This is a genomic window from uncultured Tyzzerella sp., assembly GCF_963558545.1.
In the GTDB taxonomy this organism is placed as follows: domain Bacteria; phylum Bacillota; class Clostridia; order Lachnospirales; family CAG-274; genus Tyzzerella.
In genome coordinates, this window is record NZ_CAUWHO010000034.1 from 1 (window position 1) to 22,779 (window position 22,779).

General features: G+C 23.7%; 24 protein-coding genes. 19 read left to right on the plus strand and 5 right to left on the minus strand.

Annotated features, from left to right (window positions below):
• From R5Z65_RS06520 to R5Z65_RS06535, 4 genes are all read left to right on the plus strand, one after another.
• The coding region (locus R5Z65_RS06520) for a hypothetical protein (protein ID WP_331678019.1) at nt 1-541 on the plus strand (541 nt) is incomplete at its 5' end.
• Between the two features lie 36 nt (nt 542-577).
• Nucleotides 578-2,731 (plus strand): pLS20_p028 family conjugation system transmembrane protein, encoded by a 2,154-nt coding sequence (locus R5Z65_RS06525; protein ID WP_317367967.1) that lies wholly within the window; start codon nt 578-580, stop codon nt 2,729-2,731.
• 73 nt (nt 2,732-2,804) lie between these two features.
• On the plus strand, nt 2,805-3,122 hold the full coding sequence (locus R5Z65_RS06530; protein WP_317367968.1) for a DUF5592 family protein: 318 nt from the start codon (nt 2,805-2,807) through the stop codon (nt 3,120-3,122).
• Nucleotides 3,109-3,699, plus strand: a complete 591-nt coding sequence (locus tag R5Z65_RS06535; RefSeq protein WP_317367969.1) for a hypothetical protein — start codon at nt 3,109-3,111, stop codon at nt 3,697-3,699. The genes R5Z65_RS06530 and R5Z65_RS06535 overlap by 14 nt, the downstream gene beginning before the upstream one ends.
• A 111-nt stretch (nt 3,700-3,810) precedes the next feature.
• Here the strand turns inward: R5Z65_RS06535 and R5Z65_RS06540 are convergent, their stop codons facing one another.
• On the minus strand, nt 3,811-3,966 hold the full coding sequence (locus R5Z65_RS06540) for a hypothetical protein (RefSeq protein WP_317367970.1): 156 nt from the start codon (nt 3,964-3,966) through the stop codon (nt 3,811-3,813).
• Nucleotides 3,967-4,100: 134 nt separating this feature from the next.
• On the opposite strand from R5Z65_RS06540, the gene R5Z65_RS06545 reads away from it, so the two are divergent.
• The 13 genes from R5Z65_RS06545 to R5Z65_RS06605 all read left to right on the plus strand — a co-directional run bounded on the left by R5Z65_RS06545 (nt 4,101) and on the right by R5Z65_RS06605 (nt 17,238).
• Complete coding sequence (locus tag R5Z65_RS06545; protein WP_317367972.1) at nt 4,101-6,002, plus strand: ATP-binding protein; 1,902 nt, start codon at nt 4,101-4,103, stop codon at nt 6,000-6,002.
• A gap of 10 nt (nt 6,003-6,012) precedes the next feature.
• Complete coding sequence (locus R5Z65_RS06550; RefSeq protein WP_317367974.1) at nt 6,013-6,573, plus strand: hypothetical protein; 561 nt, start codon at nt 6,013-6,015, stop codon at nt 6,571-6,573.
• Nucleotide 6,574: 1 nt separating this feature from the next.
• The gene (locus R5Z65_RS06555) at nt 6,575-7,777 is read left to right on the plus strand and encodes a C40 family peptidase (protein ID WP_317367976.1); all 1,203 of its coding nucleotides are present in this window, start codon (nt 6,575-6,577) and stop codon (nt 7,775-7,777) included.
• 65 nt (nt 7,778-7,842) lie between these two features.
• Nucleotides 7,843-9,933 carry a DNA topoisomerase gene (locus R5Z65_RS06560; RefSeq protein ID WP_317367978.1) on the plus strand — a complete coding sequence of 697 codons (2,091 nt, stop codon included), beginning with the start codon at nt 7,843-7,845 and terminating at the stop codon, nt 9,931-9,933.
• Between the two features lie 40 nt (nt 9,934-9,973).
• Complete coding sequence (locus R5Z65_RS06565) at nt 9,974-10,537, plus strand: hypothetical protein (protein WP_317367980.1); 564 nt, start codon at nt 9,974-9,976, stop codon at nt 10,535-10,537.
• A gap of 80 nt (nt 10,538-10,617) precedes the next feature.
• The gene (locus tag R5Z65_RS06570) at nt 10,618-10,764 is read left to right on the plus strand and encodes a hypothetical protein (protein ID WP_317367982.1); all 147 of its coding nucleotides are present in this window, start codon (nt 10,618-10,620) and stop codon (nt 10,762-10,764) included.
• A 138-nt stretch (nt 10,765-10,902) separates the two neighbouring features.
• Nucleotides 10,903-11,292 carry a single-stranded DNA-binding protein gene (locus R5Z65_RS06575; RefSeq protein ID WP_317367984.1) on the plus strand — a complete coding sequence of 130 codons (390 nt, stop codon included), beginning with the start codon at nt 10,903-10,905 and terminating at the stop codon, nt 11,290-11,292.
• Nucleotides 11,293-11,318: 26 nt separating this feature from the next.
• Nucleotides 11,319-12,179, plus strand: coding sequence for a hypothetical protein (locus R5Z65_RS06580; RefSeq protein ID WP_317367986.1), 861 nt, complete (start codon nt 11,319-11,321; stop codon nt 12,177-12,179).
• A gap of 353 nt (nt 12,180-12,532) precedes the next feature.
• Entirely contained in the window at nt 12,533-13,144 is a 612-nt protein-coding gene (locus R5Z65_RS06585; protein WP_317367988.1) for a hypothetical protein, read from the plus strand.
• Between the two features lies 1 nt (nt 13,145).
• Complete coding sequence (locus R5Z65_RS06590) at nt 13,146-13,559, plus strand: ribbon-helix-helix domain-containing protein (protein WP_317367989.1); 414 nt, start codon at nt 13,146-13,148, stop codon at nt 13,557-13,559.
• Nucleotides 13,559-14,698, plus strand: a complete 1,140-nt coding sequence (mobP2, locus tag R5Z65_RS06595) for a MobP2 family relaxase (protein ID WP_317367990.1) — start codon at nt 13,559-13,561, stop codon at nt 14,696-14,698. Before R5Z65_RS06590 ends, mobP2 begins: the two co-directional genes overlap by 1 nt.
• 42 nt (nt 14,699-14,740) lie before the next feature.
• The gene (locus tag R5Z65_RS06600; RefSeq protein ID WP_317367992.1) at nt 14,741-14,983 is read left to right on the plus strand and encodes a hypothetical protein; all 243 of its coding nucleotides are present in this window, start codon (nt 14,741-14,743) and stop codon (nt 14,981-14,983) included.
• A gap of 104 nt (nt 14,984-15,087) precedes the next feature.
• Nucleotides 15,088-17,238: an LPD25 domain-containing protein gene (locus R5Z65_RS06605; protein ID WP_317367994.1), complete on the plus strand. Its 2,151-nt coding sequence runs from the start codon at nt 15,088-15,090 to the stop codon at nt 17,236-17,238.
• A gap of 73 nt (nt 17,239-17,311) precedes the next feature.
• On the opposite strand, the gene R5Z65_RS06610 is transcribed toward R5Z65_RS06605, so the two are convergent.
• Both R5Z65_RS06610 and R5Z65_RS06615 read right to left on the minus strand, forming a co-directional pair.
• Complete coding sequence (locus tag R5Z65_RS06610; protein WP_317367996.1) at nt 17,312-18,352, minus strand: hypothetical protein; 1,041 nt, start codon at nt 18,350-18,352, stop codon at nt 17,312-17,314.
• Between the two features lie 26 nt (nt 18,353-18,378).
• Entirely contained in the window at nt 18,379-19,140 is a 762-nt protein-coding gene (locus R5Z65_RS06615; protein WP_317367997.1) for a hypothetical protein, read from the minus strand.
• Between the two features lie 282 nt (nt 19,141-19,422).
• Here R5Z65_RS06615 and R5Z65_RS06620 point away from each other — a divergent pair, with 282 nt between their 5' ends.
• Nucleotides 19,423-20,004, plus strand: coding sequence for a recombinase family protein (locus R5Z65_RS06620; protein ID WP_317368000.1), 582 nt, complete (start codon nt 19,423-19,425; stop codon nt 20,002-20,004).
• Nucleotides 20,005-20,146: 142 nt separating this feature from the next.
• Here the strand turns inward: R5Z65_RS06620 and R5Z65_RS06625 are convergent, their stop codons facing one another.
• Both R5Z65_RS06625 and R5Z65_RS06630 read right to left on the minus strand, forming a co-directional pair.
• A complete protein-coding gene (locus tag R5Z65_RS06625) occupies nt 20,147-21,466 on the minus strand; it encodes a ParB N-terminal domain-containing protein (RefSeq protein WP_317368002.1) in 1,320 nt (439 codons plus the stop codon).
• Nucleotides 21,459-22,220, minus strand: coding sequence for a ParA family protein (locus R5Z65_RS06630; RefSeq protein WP_317368003.1), 762 nt, complete (start codon nt 22,218-22,220; stop codon nt 21,459-21,461). Before R5Z65_RS06630 ends, R5Z65_RS06625 begins: the two co-directional genes overlap by 8 nt.
• 182 nt (nt 22,221-22,402) lie before the next feature.
• Between R5Z65_RS06630 and R5Z65_RS06635 the strand changes: the two genes are divergently transcribed.
• Nucleotides 22,403-22,779, plus strand: a 377-nt coding sequence (locus R5Z65_RS06635; RefSeq protein WP_317368004.1) for a hypothetical protein, incomplete at its 3' end; no start/stop codon positions are given.

Sequence of the window (22,779 nt, forward strand, 5' to 3'; positions counted from 1 at the left end):
TAAGGAGGGTGAAACTCTAGTTGTAAGAGCAATAAAAAGACAAGATAAGGATAGAAATAAAATTGTATCATATCCAATATTCAATAAAGATGAATATGCAATGAAGTATAGATATGAATATCTGTATGGAAAATTTGATAATAGAGATATAGATTTTATCAAAATGCAATCTGAAATAAAGTCAGAGCATAGACATTTAGATTTGGATAGTATAAATTTCTCAACTATATATCGAGATATATTAGAAAAAGAAAATGAAGCAATTTCTAATAAACAACAAAACAATCAGTCTAAAGGTTATTTAAATGTTGATGCATTGAATAAAGTTACAGAAAATGGTAATAGTTATGGTGAAAATGATACGCTAACAAATATAATAGTAAATAATATAATAAAAAGGTTATCAGAGATTCTTTCTTTTGAAGAATTAGAAATAGTTAAAGAAGAAATAAAATATGCTAAAACAAAAGATGAATTAATTAACTCTATAAGTAATAACGATATAAGACGTTTTGTAGAAGATATAATTAATAATAATTAGATATTTTAAAATGAAAAGGTGGGTGAGTTTTAATAGGTGTCAGATAGTAAGATTATAGATATATTAACATCACATCAAGATATATTTAGTATAAGTGATATATTTTCAACGGCTATAAGATTTTTATTATGGGGATTAGTAAAAATTTTAGCAGTAATATCTAACGGTATAGAGAATATAATTGATAAAATATATACATTGAATGGTTTTTTTGCTAGTAAGGCTATAGTAGATTTATTTAATAAATTATTACCTATTATATGGATTTTACTTGCTATATCAATAGGTATAATTGGCTTTAGAATAATGTACGATAGAGATTTCAAAAAAGATAGACTAATACAAAATACTCTAGTGGCAATAGTTACCATTGTAATGTTACCAACTCTGATGATTAAATTAAGTGATGCCACTAAATATGGTGTTAAAGCATTAGATGAAGTTGGTGGAAGTAAAGTGAATTATTCTGCTAATAAAGTGATAAAAGATAATCTATATGACCTATATTACTTAGATAATTTTAATTTCACTAATAAAAATGCAAAAAATAATATAAATGAGAATTATATAGATATTATAAATATAAATGAAACAATAGATAAAAGTAAGACAAAGAATAAAGATTTATTCAGTAATACAATAGATACATCTTTAGATGGAGAATTAACTCTAAGAAAGTTAGATAATGGATTATTTGGCTTGATAAAAGAAGAGTATTATAGATTTAGTATAGACTATCTTCCTATTATAGTAACTTTAATATGTACTATAGTAGTTCTTTTATCTACATCATTTAAGGCCTCTAGGATAATATATGAACTGGCATTTGTAGGTATATTTGCTAGGTTATTATCATTTTCAGATATAGGTAATGGTCAAAAAGTTAAAGAAGTCGTAAAGCACATTATTAACACTTTTATAGTGTTATTTTTTATTGCATTAATATTAAAAGTATATTTATTATTTAGTACATGGTTAAACGATAATACTAACTTAAATATGATAACTAAGATGGTTATGTTAATTGGTGCTTCAATAGGTGTTGTAGATGGTCCGAATATAGTTGAGAGAATTTTAGGGATAGATTCAGGTATAAAATCTGGTTGGAGTGTAGTTATGGGTGGAGTTGCTACATCTAAAGCTATAAGTTCAACTGCAACTACATTAGGTGCAATATCAAAGCAAGTTGGTGCTAAAGTAAATAATATTAGTTCTATGTTTGGATCAAATAACTTTAAAAATAATTCTAAATCTAGCAGTTCTTTAGAGCAGGAAATGAGTTCAAAGTCTAATAATGATAATATTAGCAATATGAGTAATAATACTGAAAATAGTAATCTACATTCACAGATGAAAAATAGCGACATTGCTAATGAGAAGTTATCAAGAAAAGGTTCTTCAAATGATGTATTAGTAAATTCATCTAATAATCTAAATAGTAATATTAGTGAGAATACATCTAATGCAAATAATTTAGATAGTCAAAGTAAGGATGATAATAGTAATAGACCAAATAATTCTAATAATGAAAATGATAGTATATCAAGTGGTTTAAGTATTAATGAAAATGATAGTATATCAAGTGATTTAAGTATTAATGAAAATGATAGTATATCAAGTGATTTAAGTATTAATGAAAATGATAGTATATCAAGTGATTTAAGCATTAATGAAAATGATAGTATATTAAGTGATTTAAGTATTAACAACCATGATAAGTTAAATAGTTCTAATAATTCATTAATGGATATTAATAAGAATGATATACTATATAGTAATTCAGATTTTAAACCTAGTATAAAAGATAAAAATAATAATCCAATAGATATAAATAATAAAAATAACAATAACAATAGAAATAAAGCAAATATATTAGGAAATAGACACCACGATATATTAAGTCCGAGTATATATGGTTTAGGGTCAGAAAAAATAAATACAGATAACTTAAATAAATCAAATATAAAGCCTTCTAATGATGTTAATAATACTAAAATAGGTAATATAAATTCAAAACAAAATATTAATACAAATAATATAAATTCAAGTTCTGATATTAAGAATATAAATACTTGCCAAACAAATAAAAATATTTCTAAAAATAGTAAAATCAATAATAGTAAAACTAATATATTAAGAGAAAGTAATATAAATCCTTTAAATAAAGATAAAGGAGCAGTTAAAAAATAGGAGATATGATAATTCATATCTCCTATTTTTATATAGAGTGATTTTTTTAAAATAAAAGTGAGGTGGTATTAAATTGATTTTCCATATTCCAAAAGAAATAGCATCAGAAAATAAATTATGGAAAAGTATATATATTAAAGATTTTGCTATTATAGTAGGATTTCTAGTTTTTGCTTGGATTTCTAGCACAATAAGTGGAATATATGCTCCATTTAAAATAGCTTTTTTCATATTTATGTTTTCTATAGCAATTCTATTAGTTCAAAAAAATCAAAGAAATAATCCAAATAAAAGACTTTATGAAGCAATTTACATTCTTTTTAAAAAGAATAATAGAACATATCATTCAATAGATTATAATATTGTAGGTAATAATTATGAAAATCTTTAGAAGAATTATTAAAATTTTTAAAAGAAAAGAAGAACTCTCTGAATTAAAAGAGTTTAAAAAAGAAAAGAAAAAAGTACATAAAAGTATATTAGATATATTACCAATAAAACATATTTGTGATGATGATTTTTTTGAAACTTCATATGGCTATATGAATATATATCAGATTGAAACAAAAGATGTATATTCATTGAATGATGAAGAAATATATAAGCATATAAGTGATTTCTCAAATCTATTAAGACAATACAAAGATGATTTTAAAATAGTTTGTATGCAATTTCCTGTTAATACAACAGAACAACAAAATAATTTATTTGATAAACTCGAAAGAACTAATAATGAAAGATATAAATATTTCTTAGAAAAACGTATAAGAGAGTTAAGATTTTTAGAAGAATATAGATTTAATAAAGAGTTTTATATATTTATTTATGCTAAGGATAATAAAAGTAAATATGATAAAGAAGATTTATTATTTAGATTATCAAATAAAAGTATTAATATAAATAAAATAGACTTTGACAAAAAATTAAAAATATTATTTAAGCTGAATAATCAAAACTCTAAGATATAAAAGTAAATATATTTATATTGAATTATATTCATATTTTAGTTTATAATAAGACTATAAAAGGAACTTCAATCTATACCAGTTAGAGTGTGGTTTCTATATTAGAATAATATATTAGTTAAACTTAACTTTAAAATTAAATTCAACTTGAAATCCACTCTTATTGGGCGTAAGAGTGGATTTTATTTTATCATAAATAAAATTAACAATTAATCCAACTAAGATTGGAATAACTATCATAGTTATGATAAACTTTTTCTTTTGTTTCATATAGCTTACCTCCTTTCTACTTAGTAGAAACAAAGTAGTATATGAAACCACCACTCTATAAATTGAAGTTCCTATTGAGTATTATATAGTCAGATGAAATTTTTTGCAAATAAATATAAAAAGAGGTGATTTAATTGAAATCAAAAGATTTTGAATATGAAGAGTATAATCCATATCTTTTAACTAAAATTCAGCCTAGTGGTGGAATTAAATTTGATGAAAGAGTTATACAAAAAGGTGATGGATACGAAACGGTTTTACATCTATACGATTATAAACAACAAGTAAATGAATTTTGGTTAGCACAACTAACTAATATAACTAATTCTATTGTAAGCATAGATATATCTACAGAGAATAAGAAAACTGCTCTTAAAAAGATTAATAAATCTATGGTAGAACAAAAAAGCAGAGTTAGAGAAGAAACAAACGAAGTAAATATAATTGAAGCACAAAGTACATATGGAAAACTTCATTCATTGGTTGAGGAAATAACTAACTCGGGTGAAGTCGTAAAGTTAATACATATAAGATATTATTTATCTGCCAAGACTAGGCATGATTTAGATATAAAAGTAAAAGAGTTAAGAGAAGAATTAGAAGGCTTGGGATTTGGTGCTACAATATGCTTAAATGAACAAGAGTATGAGTGGCAATCTTTATTTATGGGTTATTCAAACCAACTTGAATTAGTTAATAAAAGGCATGGAAAGGCTCTTCCTTCTATATCTCTTTCGGGTGGCTATCCTTTTCATTTCACAAGTTTAAGCGATCCAACAGGAGTATATTTAGGTACTACAAGAACGGGTGGTAATGTTTTATTTGATATATTTACTAAAAATGAGGTTAGAAAGTCATATAATGCTCTTGTTTTAGGTATGATGGGTAGTGGTAAATCTACATTATTAAAAAAATTAGTTCTTGATAATGCGATAGTTGGAAATACAATAAGAGTTCTTGATGTTGTTGGTGAATTTAAAGATTTAATCCATGAATTAGGTGGTAAAAGTATATCTTTAGATGGTACAAGTGGTATTATAAATCCTCTACAAGTATTTGCTACTGTTATTGATGAAAATACAAACGAGGTTAATAATGAAGGTTCTTACACTACTCATTTATCTAAATTAACAACAATGTATAAATTCATCAATTCTAATTGCTCTAGTGATGAAGAAATAGAATTTAATAAGATTTTAAATGATTTTTATATTTATTTTAAGATAGATAAAGAAAAGGCTACAGAATATAAAGCAGAAGAATATCCAACTATGAGTGATTTCTTAAAATATATAAACTCAATATTATATTTAGATATAGAAAATGGTATATTCAATCCTAAATTATCTGATAGTCGTAAAAATAGACTAGATAGCATTCAGTTAAACATAGAAAATTTAGTAACTACATACCCAAAATTATTTGATGGACACTCAACAATAGATGATTTTTCTAATGAGAAAGTATTATCATTTAATCTTAGATATTTAACTCAATTAGAAAAACGTATATTCAATGCACAAATATATAATATATTAACTATGCTTTGGAATAATGCTCTTGTTCAAGGAATTAAAGAGAAGAAAGCATTTGATAGTAAAGAAAAACTATATAATCATTGTGCTAAATATTTAATCCTTATAGATGAAGCACATAAAATAATAAATACTGATAATCCAACAGCAGTTGATTACTTAATTTCATTCCAAAAAGAAGCAAGAAAGTATTTTGGTAGTTTAATCTTTGCAACTCAAAGCATATTAGATATAGCACCTTCAAATATAGATAGTGAAATGTTACTTAAATTAAAAAATATGTTTGGATTAACTCAATATAAGTTTGTAATGCAACAAGATAGTGCAGTAAAAAATATATTAAAAGATGTATTTGATAATCAACTTTCAGAAAGTGAATTATCAACTGTTCCAAGTTTAAAAATGGGTGATTGTATTCTTTGCATAAATGGATTTGGAAACATATCATTTAACATTGATGTGTCAGAAGAAGAACTTGAACTATTTAAAGGTGGAGCATAGGAGGTTAAATATGAATAATAATAGAAAAAGAACATTATTACTATTTTCAATATTAGTAGTTATGTTCTTTTTATTTTCAATTTTTTTCTTAAATAATAAAAAAGATACAAGTAATGAGTATAATGATTTACACATAAAAAGGGATGATGTAATCAATAAAATTGAACATAATTTAAAAGATGAAGATAAAGTAAAAGAAGATACTTATAAAAAAGTTGAAAAGTTTGTAAAAGCATATCATCTTATATCTAAAGATAATAATATAGAACGTTTAAATCCTATAAAAAATATTATTGTAGAGCCTTTATATTTAGATTTACAAGAAAATATTAAAGTTGAAGAAGAAATGCCTAAAAATGGATATGTATATAGAACTATAGAAGATATGACTATAGTTGATTTTAAAGTTATAGATGATACTTCTGTTATGTGGACTGCTAATGCTTGGTCTAATTGGACTGATGAAAACGGAACATTAACTGATTACAATATAATGACTAAATATAAAATATTATTAATTAATGATAATGGAACTTGGAAAATAGGTCAATTATCACTAGAGAATATTTAATATGCAAGAAGTAAAACAACTATATAATGGATATAAAAGAGTTAAGGATGTAAAAAGATTTATTAAATATATATTATCTATAAATCTTTCTACGTTTCTTACTCTTTTTTTAGTATCAACTATTGCAATAACTATTACCGGAGCAAAACATAAAAGTAGTTTTGATATTCCTTTAAATGCAACTTTAAACGGTGTTCCTAGTGAGTATATTCCATACTACAATGAAGCATCTGAAATATACGGTATTCCTAGCTGGGTTTTAGCAGCGATTTCAAAACAAGAAAGTAATTTTAATCCATCAACTTCATATGGTGGAGCATATGGTATTATGCAAGTACAAAAATATGATTCGGGTTCTGGAAAAGACTTATGGGCATATCTTATCAATTTAGGATTAGGCAATATTTATAAAAATTGTGGTTATAGTTTTTCAAGTAGTGAAGAAATGTGGAATATATACCTAAAAGATGTAAGGGCTCAAATAATTGGTGGTTCATATGAAATAAGATATTATGCAAATTATGTACTAAAACAACAAAAGAAAGTATCCAAACTAGACTACAATAGTACAGAAAATATGAAATTAATAAATTGGTCTGCTAGTGAAACTGATTCTGATTTTAGAGAAACACTAAGACGAATATTCGCTTGTTACAATGGTGGTCCGAGATATGGTATGAATGTAGATTTAGATAATGCAAAGTTTGATTATCCCAATAAAGTGTTTAAATATGCTATAGAGTTTAGAAATACAGGATTAGATATGCCTTTAGGTGGTGGAGTTGTAGGAAATAATGAAATAATAGAAAAGGCTATAAAAGTAGGAAGTGAATTAGTAGGTAAATCACCCTATGTATGGGGTGGTGGTCGTAATCCTTCTGATATAGCAAATAGAAGATTCGATTGTAGTTCGTTTGTTCATTGGTGCTTTGCTAGTGCTGGATTAAATTTAGGAGATTATAGAGTTGTTGTAACTGATAGTTTAGCAAAGGTTGGAAGAAAAGTTAATTCTAGTGAAATGGTAAGAGGGGATATTATTTTCTTCAATACATATAAATATAATGGTCATGTAGGTATATATTTAGGTAATAATAAATTCCTACATTGTGGAACATCAAGGGGCGTTTGGATAGATGATTTAAATAGTCCGTATTGGAAAAAAGTATTCAATGGAAATATTAGAAGAGTTGTTGAAAATAATTAATTATAAAAATACAGTCTAAATAACTAGACTGTATTTTTTAGTTTGAAAAGAGAGGATATATAACAATGAAAAAAGTAATCATAGCAGAAAAACCTTCTTTGGCAATGACTATAGTACAAGCTATAGGAGGAAATTTTAAAAAGCATGATGGATATTTTGAAAATGAAAATTATATAGTAACATTTGGATTTGGTCATCTATTTCAGCTATATTCTTTAGATGACTATTTTAATAGAGAAAAAAGCATTTGGAACTTAGATGAACTTCCATTTATACCTAAAGAGTTTTTATTTAAATTAATTGATGATATAGGAGCAAAAAAGCAATTTGAAATAATAAAGAAATTAGTTAATAGATTAGATGTAGATAATATAATCAACTGTGGGGATGCAGACAGAGAAGGCGAAGTCATAGGTCGGCTTATAATAAATAATGCCTTAGAAGGGCAAATAAAGCCTATAAAAAGATTATGGTTGCCTGAACAAACACATGAAACTATAAGATATGCTTTAAACAACTTAGAAGATTCTAGCAAGTATAATTCATTGTATGATGAAGGATTTGTTAGAACTTGTGTAGATTGGATTTATGGAATAAATTTAACTAGACTATTAACTTGTAAAACATATAAAACCCTTCCTGTTGGAAGAGTTTTAATTCCTATAGTTGAAATAATTCATAGTAGAGATATGGAAATAAATAATTTCGTTCCTAAAAAATATTATCAAGGTGAGGTTAGTTTTGAAAAAGATAATAATACAATTAAATTTAGTATAGATGATTTAAAGTTTGATACTAAGGAAGAGTGTATTAGAGCAACTGATACATTAAATAATGAAAAAATAATAGTAAAAGATATTCAGATTAAAGAAGTTAAAAAGCAACCTAAGAAATTATTTTCTCTTGATAAACTTCAAAATAAATTATCTAAGGAACTTAAATTAAGTGCAAATGATAGTTTAAAAATAATTCAAAGTTTATATGAAAAAGGTTATGTAACCTATCCAAGAACAAATACAGAGTATCTTGCAGATGCAGAAAAAAATAAAATACAAAAAATTATTAATACAATAGATACTGATAATATTTTAGAAATGAAAAATAAGAAATCTATATTTGATACATCAAAAGTTGAAAGCCATAGTGCTATAACTCCAACAACTAAAATCCCTAAAGATTTAACAGGAAAAGAACTTTATATATATAACATAATTAAAAATAGATTTATTTCTAACTTCTTAATAGAAGATACAATAATCGAAGAAACTATTATAACATTTAAAATAGGTGAGTATGAGTTTAAATTAAAAGGAGCAACTATAAAATCATTAGGATATTTAAAATTTGAAAATGATTTAAATGAAAAAACTATTCCTAAATTTGAGATAGGAGAGCAACTAGAATCTAATATATTAGCATCAGAAAAAGTAACACAAGCACCTAAGCATATTACATTAGAAGAACTTAATAACTACCTTAAAAATCCATTTAAAAGGTATGATATGACAGAAGATGAAGAATATAATTTAATGCTAAGTGGATGTGAAATAGGAACAGTTGCCACAAGAGCTAGTATAATAGAAAAAGCTATAAAACTTGGATATATAAAAGAAAATAAAGGAACTTTTTATATAGATAATTTAGGAATTAATCTAATAAATACTTTAAATAAGTTAGATATAAATTTATATAAAGAAAAGACTGTTGAACTTCAAAAAATATTAAAACAAGTATATAAAAATGAAATCTCTAAGGAAGAAGCCTTAGAGTTTTTTAGTATGGATTTATCAAGAATGATAAATAATGCAAAACAAATTGAAGTTGAAAAAATAGAAACTCCAAAAATAGAAAAAGAAGTTATAGGAAAGTGTCCTAAATGTGGAAAGAATATATATGAAAGTGAAAAATCATTCTACTGTGAAGGATTTAAAGAAAAACCAAAATGTAATTTTGCATTATGGAAAAATAATAAATTCTTTGAGGATAAAGGCAAAAAAATAACAAAAACAATAGCAAAATCTTTATTATCAAAAGAAAAAGCTAATGTAAAAGGATTTAAAAAGAAAGATGGAGCAGGTACATATGATGCAACTGTTGTTATGAGTTTAAATGGTGATTATGTCAATTTTAAATTAGAATTTAATAATAAAAAATAACAATTATATTATAAGAAAGTAGATGTGGTATATGCTATTAATGAGTACATTTTATACTTTTAACTATGATATATTTCAAACTATATTTAACTTAGAAAAAACAATTATTTTCACGAAAAATGGTTTTAGATGGGGTTGGATTCAAAGAATAGATAATAATTATTTGTATGGATATATAGAAAGATATGAGATAAAAAAAGTAAGTAAAAAAGAATTATTAGAAGAATTAAAGATAGGAATAAGTAGATATATCACTTTATTTAAAAAAGATACTATATCAAATAAATATATAGAAGAAATTCTTAAAATACCTAATAGAGCTGATATATTAAATAAGTATAAAAAAATAAAATATCTAAAATCAAATGAGCTAAAAAAATTAAAACAAATTTTAGAAAATAATGGATATGAAGTCTTAGCAGTCAAGTCTAAAACTAAAGAAAATATTCTTTTTAGAACATCTGAAAGTGATTGGCAAATTGTTAGTTTTAATAAAAATTTAGAAAAACTCGTAATAGGATTTCTTAATATAGAAATGGATATATTATTTTATAAAGTTTTCAATAAGAGTGATATTATAGAAAATAATATTAATACAAAATAAATACATATGAATTAATATATTTAATACAAAAGTATTTATTGTATTTTTATAAAAAATTAAACTAGGAGGAAATATTTGAAATGACTTCATTAAGTGATATTTGCATAAATTGTAGTTATTTTTCTTATGATGATGTATATATAAATAATAAAGGAATATGTAATTATAATAATTTCAAAACTAAAGTTGATACTGAATGTTATTGTAATAATTTTAAAGAAAAATGATTTTGTAAATTTATATGATGAAACATATCAAAATTAAAAATAAAACGCTTTAAAATCGAAAATAAGAGGTCAAAAAAGAACTACTTTTTGTAGTTCTTTTTTTATACAAATAAAAATAAATTTTGAAAGGAAAATAGTATGAATATTGTACTTTTAACTGGTAGATTATCTAAAGAACCAAAACTAAAATATATCGCAGGAAGTGGTATTCCTATAGCTGAATTTGATATTGCAATTACTAATATTTATTCAAAAGATAAAGAAAATAATAAAGAATTTATAACTATATATTGCTTCAAAAATTTAGCTGAAACTGTTGTAAATAATTTAGAAAAAGGTCGTTTAATTAATGTTATTGGTAGACTAAAATCTGATATTTGGAAAGATGATAACAATAAAACTAAAAAGGTTCAAAAAGTTATTGCAGATAGAATTGAGTTTTTAGATTACCCTAAAAACTATACTGAAGATGGTTTAGGTTTTATACCTTGTGATATGAGTTTAGTTGAAGGGGAAATACCTTTTTAGATTGTTTTAAGGAGTGATTTTTTATAATGCAAAAATTAAAAAGATTAATAGAAAATTTATTAGATAAATTAAAAAATAATACTTCATTTTTTTATTATTCTATAGCATTTATTTCGATTATTGGATTTCTATTTTTTACTAATTCAAACAAATTATTTAATAAAAATATTGAAATTAGAAGTACAAATTTAAATGAAATTCAAAAATCAAATAATCTTAGTGCTAAGATATTAAGTCGAAAATATAACAATTTCTCTAAAGAAGTTGAGTTCATAATTTATGTAAATGACCAAACAAATTTTGATGGAAAAGAGTTGGATTTTCAACTTAGAGAACAAAATAATCCAAAAGAATTAATTCAAACTAGATACAAAAAAATTGATAAGGATTATTACGTTATCTTTGCAAAAGTACCTAAAAAATGGAAGGTACTTTCTTTGTCTTTAGGATATAAAGAGAATAATAATTTATCTTATGAAAATGATTTAGATACAACTTTAAATACAAATGATCCTTTGATTTCTATAATAAGAATTTATTCTGATATTAATGATATAAAGATAAATTCTTTAATGAATGAGAAGTCTAGTGATAAATATTTTGATGAAATAATGAGCTTAGAAATTAAAAATCTTAACACAAAAATTGATGAAATAAATAAAAAAATAGATTCAGAAAATGAAAAAATAAATGATGCAAAAATCAAAATTTCTGAACTAGAAGGCGATAAAAAATATCAAACTGAAAGTGAACAAAACTTAACAGATAGTAACATAAATAAGCTAGAAAATATTATAAGTAACTCTAAAAAATCCATTGAAGATAATTCAAAATTAGTAAAAGAATTAAAAGAAAAAATTAAAATATTCTCTGAAAAATCTAAATAAAATCATTAAATTTTAAAAATATATTTATGTATTTTTTATGTATTTTTTATGTATTTTTTATGTATCTGATATGTATTTTTTATGTATCTGATATGTATTTTTTATGTATTTTTTGTATTTTTTATGATAGCACTATTTTTTACACAAGAATGAGAGTATTGCTAGGCTTTGCCTAGCTCCACACCCTCGGTGGGGACAAAAACTCCTTATGCTCTTTTTTTTATTGAGGCACGAAAATAAAAAAACTTCAATTTTAAATTATTTTTATTGAAGGATTGAAATAAAAATGCTCGGAGCTTTCTACATAAGAAGGCGACAAACTATTCTAAAATATAGAAAGGTAATTAATAATTATGGAAATAAAAATTAGAAATATAGATTCAAATATAACAACAATCTTAAATAATAAATCAAAAGAAAAAGGATTAAGTAGAGAAGAATTTTTAAGAGAAGAATTAGAAAAAATTGCTTTTAAAAATGAAATAGATGACAAAGAAAAAGAGTATAAAGATTTATGTAATTCATTAGTTGAAGCAATAACTTTAAATACAAAAATGCTTGGAGCATTTATAGATGAATATATAATTGATGGTGAGGATGCCTACAATTTAGTTGTAGATTATCCTCATAAAAAATCAATTTTAGAAAATAAATTATCTTATGTTAATCATAAAGATATAAATAAATTTGATACAAAAGATTTGCTTATTAGAGATGTTCCAACTTATGTTTTAAATAAAGTTGATGAAATATCAAATGCTAGAAATTTATCAAGAAATGAATTTTTAAATATATATTTAAGACAACTTACTTATTCAAATTCATTAAACTTAGTTGATGAAAAGTATAAATATATGTTAGAAAAATCACTTGGTATTTTAGATTTTAACTCTAGGATATTTAAAATATTCTATGATGAAAATATCATAGATATACCAAACCTTATATATGAAGGAGATGAATAAAATGCAAAATTTTAAACCTATAAATATTACATTTTCTGATGAAGATTTAAAGTATATAGATAAAATAAAAAAAGAAAAAGGACTTCGTAGTAGAAGTGAATCTTTAAGATTAATAATAGATGAACACAAAAATGCACATGATGTAACTGTTAAAAATCTATATGAATTTATGGCTGAAAAGATAGCAGATATACTTAAACCTCAATTAAATAGTTTAAAGCATAGTTCAAATAAAACTAATGAAGAAGTTCAAGTTATAACAGAATTAATGAATGGTCTTTATGTACATAACCAACTTCCTAGTTTAATACCTGATAGCAAATCTAAACCTCATGGAGCATTGACTAATTCTAAAGCAAATGTAAAAGAAAGAATATTAAAACAAGCATATATAAAAAATAATAGGGTAGATTAATGGCTACTCCAGGTATTATTGTTTCCTCTAAATTTATTGAGTGTTCAGCCAAAGAGTTCAACTCATATATAGATTATATTGATAGAAAAGAAGCAATAAGAAATAATGCTTATAATAGATATTCTTTATACAATGACTATATGGGAAATCCAACTAAAACTACAGGACTATTTAACAATGACGTTGACTTTATGAATGAAAAAGATAAAGAAAATTCAAAAGAGCTATTTGCTAAAGCACAAGAAAATAAAAGTATAATGTGGCAAGATGTATATAGTTTTGATAATAAGTGGTTGATAAAACAAGGACTATACAACCCTATAACTAAAGTGTTAGATGAGGAAAAAATTAAGAGAGCAGTAAGAAAATCAACTAACTATATTTTAGAAAAAGATGGATTAAAAGATAGTTGCATATGGAATGGTGCTATACATTATAATACAGATAACATTCATATTCATGTTGCTATCTGTGAACCAAATCCTACAACTAAAAGAGGAAAAAGAACTCAAAAAACTTTAGATAATATGAAAAGTATATTTGCAAATGAATTGCTTAATGATAAAGAATTATATAAAGAAATAAATAAAAATATAAGAGAAGATATAATTAAACCTAAAAAAGATTTTTCATCATTCAATGATAAAAAAATGAAAAAATTATTATTAAAAGCAGTTAAGAATTTGCCTAAAGATAAAAGACATTGGCATTATGAATATAGTACTATGAGTAAATCAAATATGTATATTGATGAAATGACTAAGCATTATATTAACACTTATAGGAAGGATGAATTTGATACATTTATAAAGAATTTAGAAAAGCAAGAAGAAATATTTAGAGAAATTTATGGCGTTGGCTCTAGGAAAAAATATAAAGACTATAAACAAAATAAAATAGATGAATTATACAAAAGAATGGGGAACACAATCTTAAAAGAAATAAAAGATTATGTTAGAGAAGAAGAACTAAAAAAGTATGAAAGTGATAAAAGTAAAGGATTTAATTTTAAAATAAACTTTTCAAAGTCAGATTTAAACAAAATAAAAAAAGCAATATCTAATGACTTAGACAGTTATAAAAACATGAATTATTATGAACAACTTCAAAGAAGTATAGATAATGGTATTGAATTATAAAAGTTTAAGGTATAAAAAATAGAATTAAAAAGGAGTTAAAGAATGAATAAAGATATAAATATTGAAAATGAAAAAGCCGTTAGTGAGTTCTTTGTATCAGAGAAAAGTCAAGGTACTATAATTGAACTAAATGTTGAAGATGATTATATAATAATTGAAGATTTTGACACTAAAGAATTAATAAAAGCAGAAGTAGGAACGGGACTTGCTGATGCTCTTTCAGACTTTGAATTGCCAATTTTCACTTGCTATGATAAAAAAACTAAAAGAACTGTAAACCCTTAATATAACTATGTTTTAATGGTAATATTTGAATTTTAAGCCGATAGAGATAATTTCTTTATCGGCTTTTTTGATAGCAAAAATTTTTTAGAAAGGATATAAAAATTATGAAAATTAATACTGAATCAATAGAAAAGTGTTTACTCGCATTAAAAAATGATATTTTAGATATTTGTACTAATGATAATCTTAACTTATCATATTTTGAGAGTAAAATTGATAGTATAAGTAATCTTTCAAGCACTTTAGATACAATTATTCCATTTATAGATGACGAGCCATTTATAATCGAATTTACTGCGTTAAATATAGTATCTGAAAAAATTTTATATAATCAATTTGAGTTTTTTGAAAATGAAAGTTTTAGAAATTCACAAATTAATTTTTTACATAACATGGGTATAGATTTAAACTCTAATGAAACTATAAATTTAGATACTATGGTTGATGAAGAGATAACTACAAATAATCTTATTGAAAATAAAGATAATAAAGATAATCAAATTAATTATTCTAAAGATAATAAAAAAGAAAAAATAAAAAAAGAATCAGAAAAGTTAATTGATAAAGCCAATGAAAGTATAAAATCATATTTCAGAGAACCTCATCTAATGAAAGAATATCTGAAATATATGTCTAAATTCTATAATTATTCAGAGAGAAATTCTTTACTTATAGATGACCAATTTAAAGGTGCTACTGCCGTTGGTTCATTTAAGTTTTGGAGTAATCAAGGATATAAGATAAATAAAGGCGAAAAAGGGATAAAAATTTTAGTTCCTGTTGATATTACATATTTCAAAGACAAAAATGGAGATGAAAAACAATTAAAATATGCGACAAAAGAAGAAAAAAAAATGATTAAAAATAAAGAAATTGAAACTTATACTAGAAAATACTTTAATGTAGGATATGTATTTGATATATCGCAAACTAATGCTCCATTAGAAGATTTACCAAAAATTTTCCCCAATAGATGGCTCAATGGTGATGTAGCAAACTATGATAAGATGTATAATGCTCTTGAAGTAGTAGCCGATAAAATAGGTGTAAAAATCATTGAACCTAAATCAGAATTAGGATATATAAAAGGTGTTAGTTATACTGAAACTAAAGAAGTTGCTTTAAATCCTAGAAATGGAGAATTACAAAATATAAAGACACTTATACACGAATTGGCTCATGCTAAGTTACATACAATTGAAAAAAGAAATAATTATTCAAAATCAGAAAGAGAATATCAAGCCGAAATGGTTGCATATGCTATATGTTCATATTTTGGATTAGATACAAGTGATTATTCTTTAGACTATCTTAATAATTGGACTAAAAATATTGATTTAGAAGATTGCAAAAAAATTATAAAAGAAGTTAAAGAAACAACTGCTGAATATATAGAAATAATAGAAAATGAACTTTTAAAAGATAATTCTATATCTTTAGATAAATCTAATAACATAAAAGAAATTAATATAAATAATAATTCTAATAATAAAGATTATGACTTAATTGATAATTCTAAATACAACCCAAAATCTAAGAAATTACTATTAGATAATATATATGTTAAGTTTATATCTAGTGATTCTAAAGAGTTAAATAGTGGAGATAAATATGATTTTAGGACTGCTAATGAAATAATAAGTGTATTAAGTGAAAAATATGAATCTCTTGGTGATCCAAAGGATACTAGATTTGAATTATATACTGATAAAACTTATTTAAATAGATTTTATAGTGATTCTATTAATGTTGGTGATGGCTTATCCTATGACCTTCAAAATTACTTGTTTAGGGCATTTAAAAATACTTCTCTAAAAATTGATAATAACACTAGAGATATGCTTATTAATACATTTAAGCCTAATTTTGAGAATAAAAAAGAAAAAGATATATATGTTAAATTTGTATGGTCTGAACATGATAAAATAAAAGATAATTCTATATTCAAATATAAAGATGCAGATAAACTACTTGAAAATTTAACATATATTTGCAAGTCAGATAAAAAACATAAGGGATACTATAAAACCAAATTTGAAATATATAATAATAAAGATTGTAAAGGAGAATCATTTTATAATGGAAGATTTGATATAGGAGATGGTTACGCTAAAAATCTCTCAAACCACATTGATAAATTTATAAATATAGAGTTGGATAATATTGATATGAACACAAAAAATAGTTTATTAAAAATGCTTGGTATAAATAGTTCGTATCTAGAAAAACAAATTGATACTTCTTTATGTTTATAAATAAATACTGATATTACTTTAAGGCTATAAATATACATTTATAGCCTTTTATTTTAAAAACTTATAAATTTAACTATTTTTTTAATATAGATACAAAAACTTTATCACCATATTGTTTTACATAAAATTCTTTCTCAAGTTTAAAATTACTTAAATTATGTATATATACCTTTTCACCATCTGATGAGATAAACTTATTATCTGTGATTATACTTGAAATAATGTTACCTTCAGAATTAAAATATTTTATATATTCAGTTTTAGTATCTATTTTAGCAATATTATTACAAACTTCTTCTCTATGTAAATGTGATTCTACAATATAAATATCATCATTATTTACATGAATTTTTGATAAATTTTTAAATGGTAAATCAAAATCCTTTATAGAAGCATCTTCTAAGTTAATTCTTCTAACTTTATTAGACATATTATCTAGACCATCATATGTAACAAGAATATATATATAATTATTTACCTTTGCTATATCTTTAGTAAAACTTATATCCTCTACAATTATTTTATTTAAAATTTTTAAGCTAGATTTATCAAGTGTATAAAGATTTCCAGTTGTAGATTTTGATGAACTCTCATCATTTGTAGTAAAAACATAAAGTTCATTTCCACCATCAAACATATTTACACCTTGACCTTCTAACTCACTTGTAGCAACTACCTCATTTGTCTCTATATCAATCTTAACTATTGGAGAATTAGAATAGGAAGCCGCTCCACCATAGATATATTTTTCATCTGCCGAGAAAAATGTTGGTGGTATTCCTGTAGTATTAATTTTTTTTAAAGATAAATTATTTTTATCAATCTCCACAATAAAATCTTGTTGTTTGATTCCAGCTACTGGAGCAGAATAATATAGTTTATTTTTTACTTCTTTTCCATTTTTCATAAAGCTTCCAAATGTTAATCCTGATACATTAAATTTTTTTTCATCCAAATAATTTCCATGATTATCGTAAAGTGATAAAACTGAACCACTATTAGAAGTATATAATAAACCATATTCATATTCTTTAATATCATTTTTATTAAAAAAATAGCTTATAAAAAATATTATAATCACTATAAAAAAAATCCAATATTTGCGTAATTTCATTTTATGTCACTTCCTAATTTAAAACGTTATTTTGACCATACTATATACGTATTACTAGAATTAACTAAATCTATTGGATAAACTATCCCGCCATTATGATTTAAATTAACTCCATTCATCACTTTAAATGCTTTATAACATAATTGAGAACAATAAAATTTTGCACCATTTTCTGTGTCTGTAAATGTCCAGTTATACGGTTTTCTTTCTTGATACCTTCTATAAGAATAGTCTGCCGCATTATTATCTTGAGTTTGACTAGTTCCTCTCACATTAACTGCATATACAGTGTTACTATATCTTGTGTTCCAATCATTATCATATATATATACTCCATTTACACTTTTAGGAGAAAATTTGTCTGGAAATGATTCTATTGTTTTAGTTGCGTTATATATAATTCCTGCATGTCCTGTTAGTGAAGTAATACCTTTAAATTCTTTAGTTACGAGTATAGTACCCTTTCTAGTTGGATATGCTCCTTTTGTTGTTATACCTTTTTCTTGAATATCTTCAGTAGTTGGAAATAAGTCTTTATCTCCTGCCTTAACTCTTTCATCTAATTCCGCCCATTCTTTCTCTTGTTCTTCAATAGATTTTAATTCATCGTCTATTGATATTAAATCAGTCAAATTAATAGCATTATCTTCTATTTCTTCAATAGATAAATTATTTATTTCTGTAGAATTTTGATTAATTAGATTAGCATCTGTTGCAAATGAAAAACTCCTTGATATAATAATAATTCCTACCACTAGTATACTAGTAATATACCTTTTTAACTTCATAATATAAAATCCCCCTAAATTAATTTTTATAATTTCAAAATAACAATATAAAACCATACTAAAATATATATTCTTAGAATATTTGTAAAATCCTTTTTATTTTCGATAGTTTATATGTATATTTATAGCCAATGTTATATAAAAAATATTAACATAATATTATTTTAATAGTGTCATAATTTTAAATATGACACTATTAAAATTAAGGTATTAAAATCAATATATACAAAGGTGTCATAATTTGGTATCATAAATTTATCTAAAATAAGGAGATTTTTAGTTATGATTTATGGATATATAAGGGTTAGTACTGTTAAACAAGCAAGTGAAGGAAATTCATTGGAAGGACAACAGAAATTATTATTAGAAAATGGAGTACAAGAAGAAAATATTTATAAAGATATTTATACGGGTACTAAAGTAGATAGACCATGTTTCAATGAGTTAATAAACCAATTGAAACATGGTGATACATTAGTAGTAACTAAATTAGATAGATTCGCTAGAAGTATGATAGAAGGCTCTAAAATAGTCAATGAATTAATAGATAAAGGTATTAGAGTAAATGTTTTGAACATTGGAGTAATGGATGATACTCCTTCATCTAAATTAATAAGAAATATATTTTTTTCATTTGCTGAATTTGAAAGAGATATGATTGTAGAAAGAACTTTAGAGGGTAAACAAATAAAAATGAAAAGAGATTTAGATGCAACTTTAGGTAGACCAAAGAAATTCAAAAAGGCTCAAAGGGATATGGCATTAAAATTACTTGAAAATCATTCATACAATGAAGTATCAAGCATGACTGGTATAAGTAGAAGTACATTAATAAGATATAATAAGGAAAAAAGAGGATATTAAATCTTATTTTAAAATACAAGTATTTATAATTTTGTATAAGTTTTAATCATTTTATTATTGTTATTTTTCCATTATTAAAAACAAAAGCATCCTGATATTGGGATGCTTTTGTTTAATTAAAACAGTAACAGTTTTAATTTTTTTATTTTATTATTTCTTGATTATTATATATTAAAATTTGCTCATTTAAAAATCTTAGTTCATTTTCAAAACACTTAACTAATTTTAAAGTTTCTTCATCCATAATTTTATTATTAGCCATAAGTCCTGCTATCTTTGATATTTCTGTTCTTGTGTTGTTTAGTCTAATTTTTAGTTCTTGATTTCTAATTTGTTCTTCACTTAAATTGTTATTTTTATTAAGTTTTTCTTTTAATTGTTCATTCTCTATTTTAAGTTTTAATTTATCTTCTTCAAATTTATTTTTTATTTCATCTATTTTTTTATTGGCTTTATTTTCGATTTCAAGTTTTATCTTTTCATTTAAGTTATTGATACTAGTTTCTAATTCTACTTTTTCATTTTCTAACTCATTTTTATCATTTTCAAGAGCTTTTAACTTATTTTCAAGTTCTTCTTTTTCTTTATTAGAGTTTGCTAAAAGTTCTTTTTTAACTTTCTCTATTTCTAAATTAATTTCATTAGACTTACTTTCATTTTCTAACTTTAATTTTAATATTTCTTCTGATTTTTGCTTTTCTCTTTCTATAATTTTATTCTTCTCTGACTCAACTTCTTTTAACTGTTTCTTTATTTCAACTGCTTCATTTCTGCTAATATCAACTCTTTTATTTATTATATCTAATATAATATTTTGATTTTCTTCGCTTAAACTTGAAAATTCTGTTGCATTTGAGATAGTTAAATTACCTTCATCAAGTATTGCTCTTAATTCGGGGATCAAGTTATTACTTACAGTAGAATATTTTGCAACTTGCCCCTCGCTAAGTCCAATATCTTTAGAAACTAATTTTCTTATATTTGTTACCTTCTCACCTTTTTTCTTTTTCTCCTTATAAAGTTCAGTAAGTCTTTCTATTTGCTTTAACTTGTCGGAATCTGTAAGCTCTCTAGTTTGTGCATTTGACTGTATTAGGGTTATTTCAGAATCCACATCATTTAAATTAACTATCTTACAAGGAACTTTACTATATTTATTATCCCCTTTATCAACTAAAGATTTTAAAGCCGTATATCTTCTTTCGCCACTTATAATTTCATAAAATCCATTTTCTATAGGTCTAACCACAAGATTGTGATTAAGACCATATATAGAAATATCTTCTGCTAAAGTTTCAATATCTACTATTGGATAAAAGTTTTTGCTATTAATTTTTAATTTATCTATATCTATGTAATCAAATTTAAAATTTTCTTTTGCATCAATAAGATTTGATTTGTCAACATTCTTAGATATACTATTTAGCATACCTTCTGAAATACTAAATTTTGATTTAGCCATTTTTAAATACCTCCTTAGCTAGTTTTATATAGTCCTTACTTGCATTTGATTTAGATTTATAATATATTACAGGTTTCTGTTCAAACGTTGATTCAACAACTGAAACATTATGTCTTATATGAGTATCAAGCATCTTTTCACCAAGTAGATTCTTTAAAGTATTTTTAATTTCTTTATTTACAGTTGTTGAGTTATCCATGGTGATAAAGCACCCTAAGAATTTTAAGTTTTCATTAAATTCATCTTTTATTTCATTTATGCTTTCTAATAAATAACCTAAACCATCTATGGCAAATTTATCAATTTTTATAGGTACTATAACTTCATCACTTGCAACTAAGGCATTTATAGTTATCATATTTAAACTCGGAGGACAATCTATTAAGCAGTAGTCATATTTATCCTCAACTTGCTCTAATGCTTTCTTTAATCTATTTTGTTGGCTCCTAGTAACATCAAGTAATATCTTTTTTTCAGTAAATGCTAATGAAATATTACTTGGTAGTATATCTATATTATCAAAATCTGTGTCTTTTATTACATCTGTAACATCTATATTTTTATCTAATAAAATATCTGAAACTGATAAAGCATCAATATCGTATGATTCAAATAACATAGTTGAATTTGATTGTGCATCAATATCTACTATTAATACTTTCTTTCCTTCTTCTGATAAAGCAGATGCTAAATTTATTGTGCTTGTTGTTTTTCCTACTCCACCTTTTATATTTAAAATGCTTAATTTTTTCATATTATTTTCTCCTTTTTATATCTAAAAACAATAATTAATGTCTTTATGTAAATTAATTATAACATAAAATCATTACCAAGTCTATATCAAATTTGTTAAATTTAACAAATTTGATAAATATTGACAATTATTTATTACTAATTTATTATTATATAAAAGATTTCAACTTGGAGGTAATTTAAATGAAAAAAAATTCTTGGGGGAGAGTGTGGAAAAAACATTTTAGTTTAACATTTAAAAAAGATGAATTTTTAATGGAAAATTTTCTAAATGAAAAAGTTGATCCTGTATCATATTTAAAAGAACTATTGCTAAAAGATATGAATTTAATAAGAGATAATAATCTAAATATTATTTTTAATAAAGATATAATGTATTTTTCAAGAGAGAATAATAAAGGAATTGCTTTAATCAAGGTTGAAAAAGATTTAGAATCTAATAATTATAATGCAACTTTATACTCAACTTATATTTTGTATGAAAACGAGCATGAAGAAATTTTAAATAGTAAATATTCTATTAGTTTTAGTGATTTTAATAATTTATATATTAAATATAA

What these genes read in the sequence shown, in the direction of transcription:
- R5Z65_RS06535 (WP_317367969.1), top strand. Translation starts at nt 3,109, where the DNA reads ATGAAAATCTTTAGAAGAATTATTAAAATTTTTAAAAGAAAAGAAGAA.
- R5Z65_RS06540 (WP_317367970.1), bottom strand. Translation starts at nt 3,966, where the DNA reads ATGAAACAAAAGAAAAAGTTTATCATAACTATGATAGTTATTCCAATC.
- R5Z65_RS06550 (WP_317367974.1), top strand. Translation starts at nt 6,013, where the DNA reads ATGAATAATAATAGAAAAAGAACATTATTACTATTTTCAATATTAGTA.
- R5Z65_RS06555 (WP_317367976.1), top strand. Translation starts at nt 6,575, where the DNA reads ATGCAAGAAGTAAAACAACTATATAATGGATATAAAAGAGTTAAGGAT.
- R5Z65_RS06560 (WP_317367978.1), top strand. Translation starts at nt 7,843, where the DNA reads ATGAAAAAAGTAATCATAGCAGAAAAACCTTCTTTGGCAATGACTATA.
- R5Z65_RS06565 (WP_317367980.1), top strand. Translation starts at nt 9,974, where the DNA reads ATGAGTACATTTTATACTTTTAACTATGATATATTTCAAACTATATTT.
- R5Z65_RS06570 (WP_317367982.1), top strand. Translation starts at nt 10,618, where the DNA reads ATGACTTCATTAAGTGATATTTGCATAAATTGTAGTTATTTTTCTTAT.
- R5Z65_RS06575 (WP_317367984.1), top strand. Translation starts at nt 10,903, where the DNA reads ATGAATATTGTACTTTTAACTGGTAGATTATCTAAAGAACCAAAACTA.
- R5Z65_RS06580 (WP_317367986.1), top strand. Translation starts at nt 11,319, where the DNA reads ATGCAAAAATTAAAAAGATTAATAGAAAATTTATTAGATAAATTAAAA.
- R5Z65_RS06585 (WP_317367988.1), top strand. Translation starts at nt 12,533, where the DNA reads ATGGAAATAAAAATTAGAAATATAGATTCAAATATAACAACAATCTTA.
- R5Z65_RS06590 (WP_317367989.1), top strand. Translation starts at nt 13,146, where the DNA reads ATGCAAAATTTTAAACCTATAAATATTACATTTTCTGATGAAGATTTA.
- mobP2 (WP_317367990.1), top strand. Translation starts at nt 13,559, where the DNA reads ATGGCTACTCCAGGTATTATTGTTTCCTCTAAATTTATTGAGTGTTCA.
- R5Z65_RS06600 (WP_317367992.1), top strand. Translation starts at nt 14,741, where the DNA reads ATGAATAAAGATATAAATATTGAAAATGAAAAAGCCGTTAGTGAGTTC.
- R5Z65_RS06605 (WP_317367994.1), top strand. Translation starts at nt 15,088, where the DNA reads ATGAAAATTAATACTGAATCAATAGAAAAGTGTTTACTCGCATTAAAA.
- R5Z65_RS06610 (WP_317367996.1), bottom strand. Translation starts at nt 18,352, where the DNA reads ATGAAATTACGCAAATATTGGATTTTTTTTATAGTGATTATAATATTT.
- R5Z65_RS06615 (WP_317367997.1), bottom strand. Translation starts at nt 19,140, where the DNA reads ATGAAGTTAAAAAGGTATATTACTAGTATACTAGTGGTAGGAATTATT.
- R5Z65_RS06620 (WP_317368000.1), top strand. Translation starts at nt 19,423, where the DNA reads ATGATTTATGGATATATAAGGGTTAGTACTGTTAAACAAGCAAGTGAA.
- R5Z65_RS06625 (WP_317368002.1), bottom strand. Translation starts at nt 21,466, where the DNA reads ATGGCTAAATCAAAATTTAGTATTTCAGAAGGTATGCTAAATAGTATA.
- R5Z65_RS06630 (WP_317368003.1), bottom strand. Translation starts at nt 22,220, where the DNA reads ATGAAAAAATTAAGCATTTTAAATATAAAAGGTGGAGTAGGAAAAACA.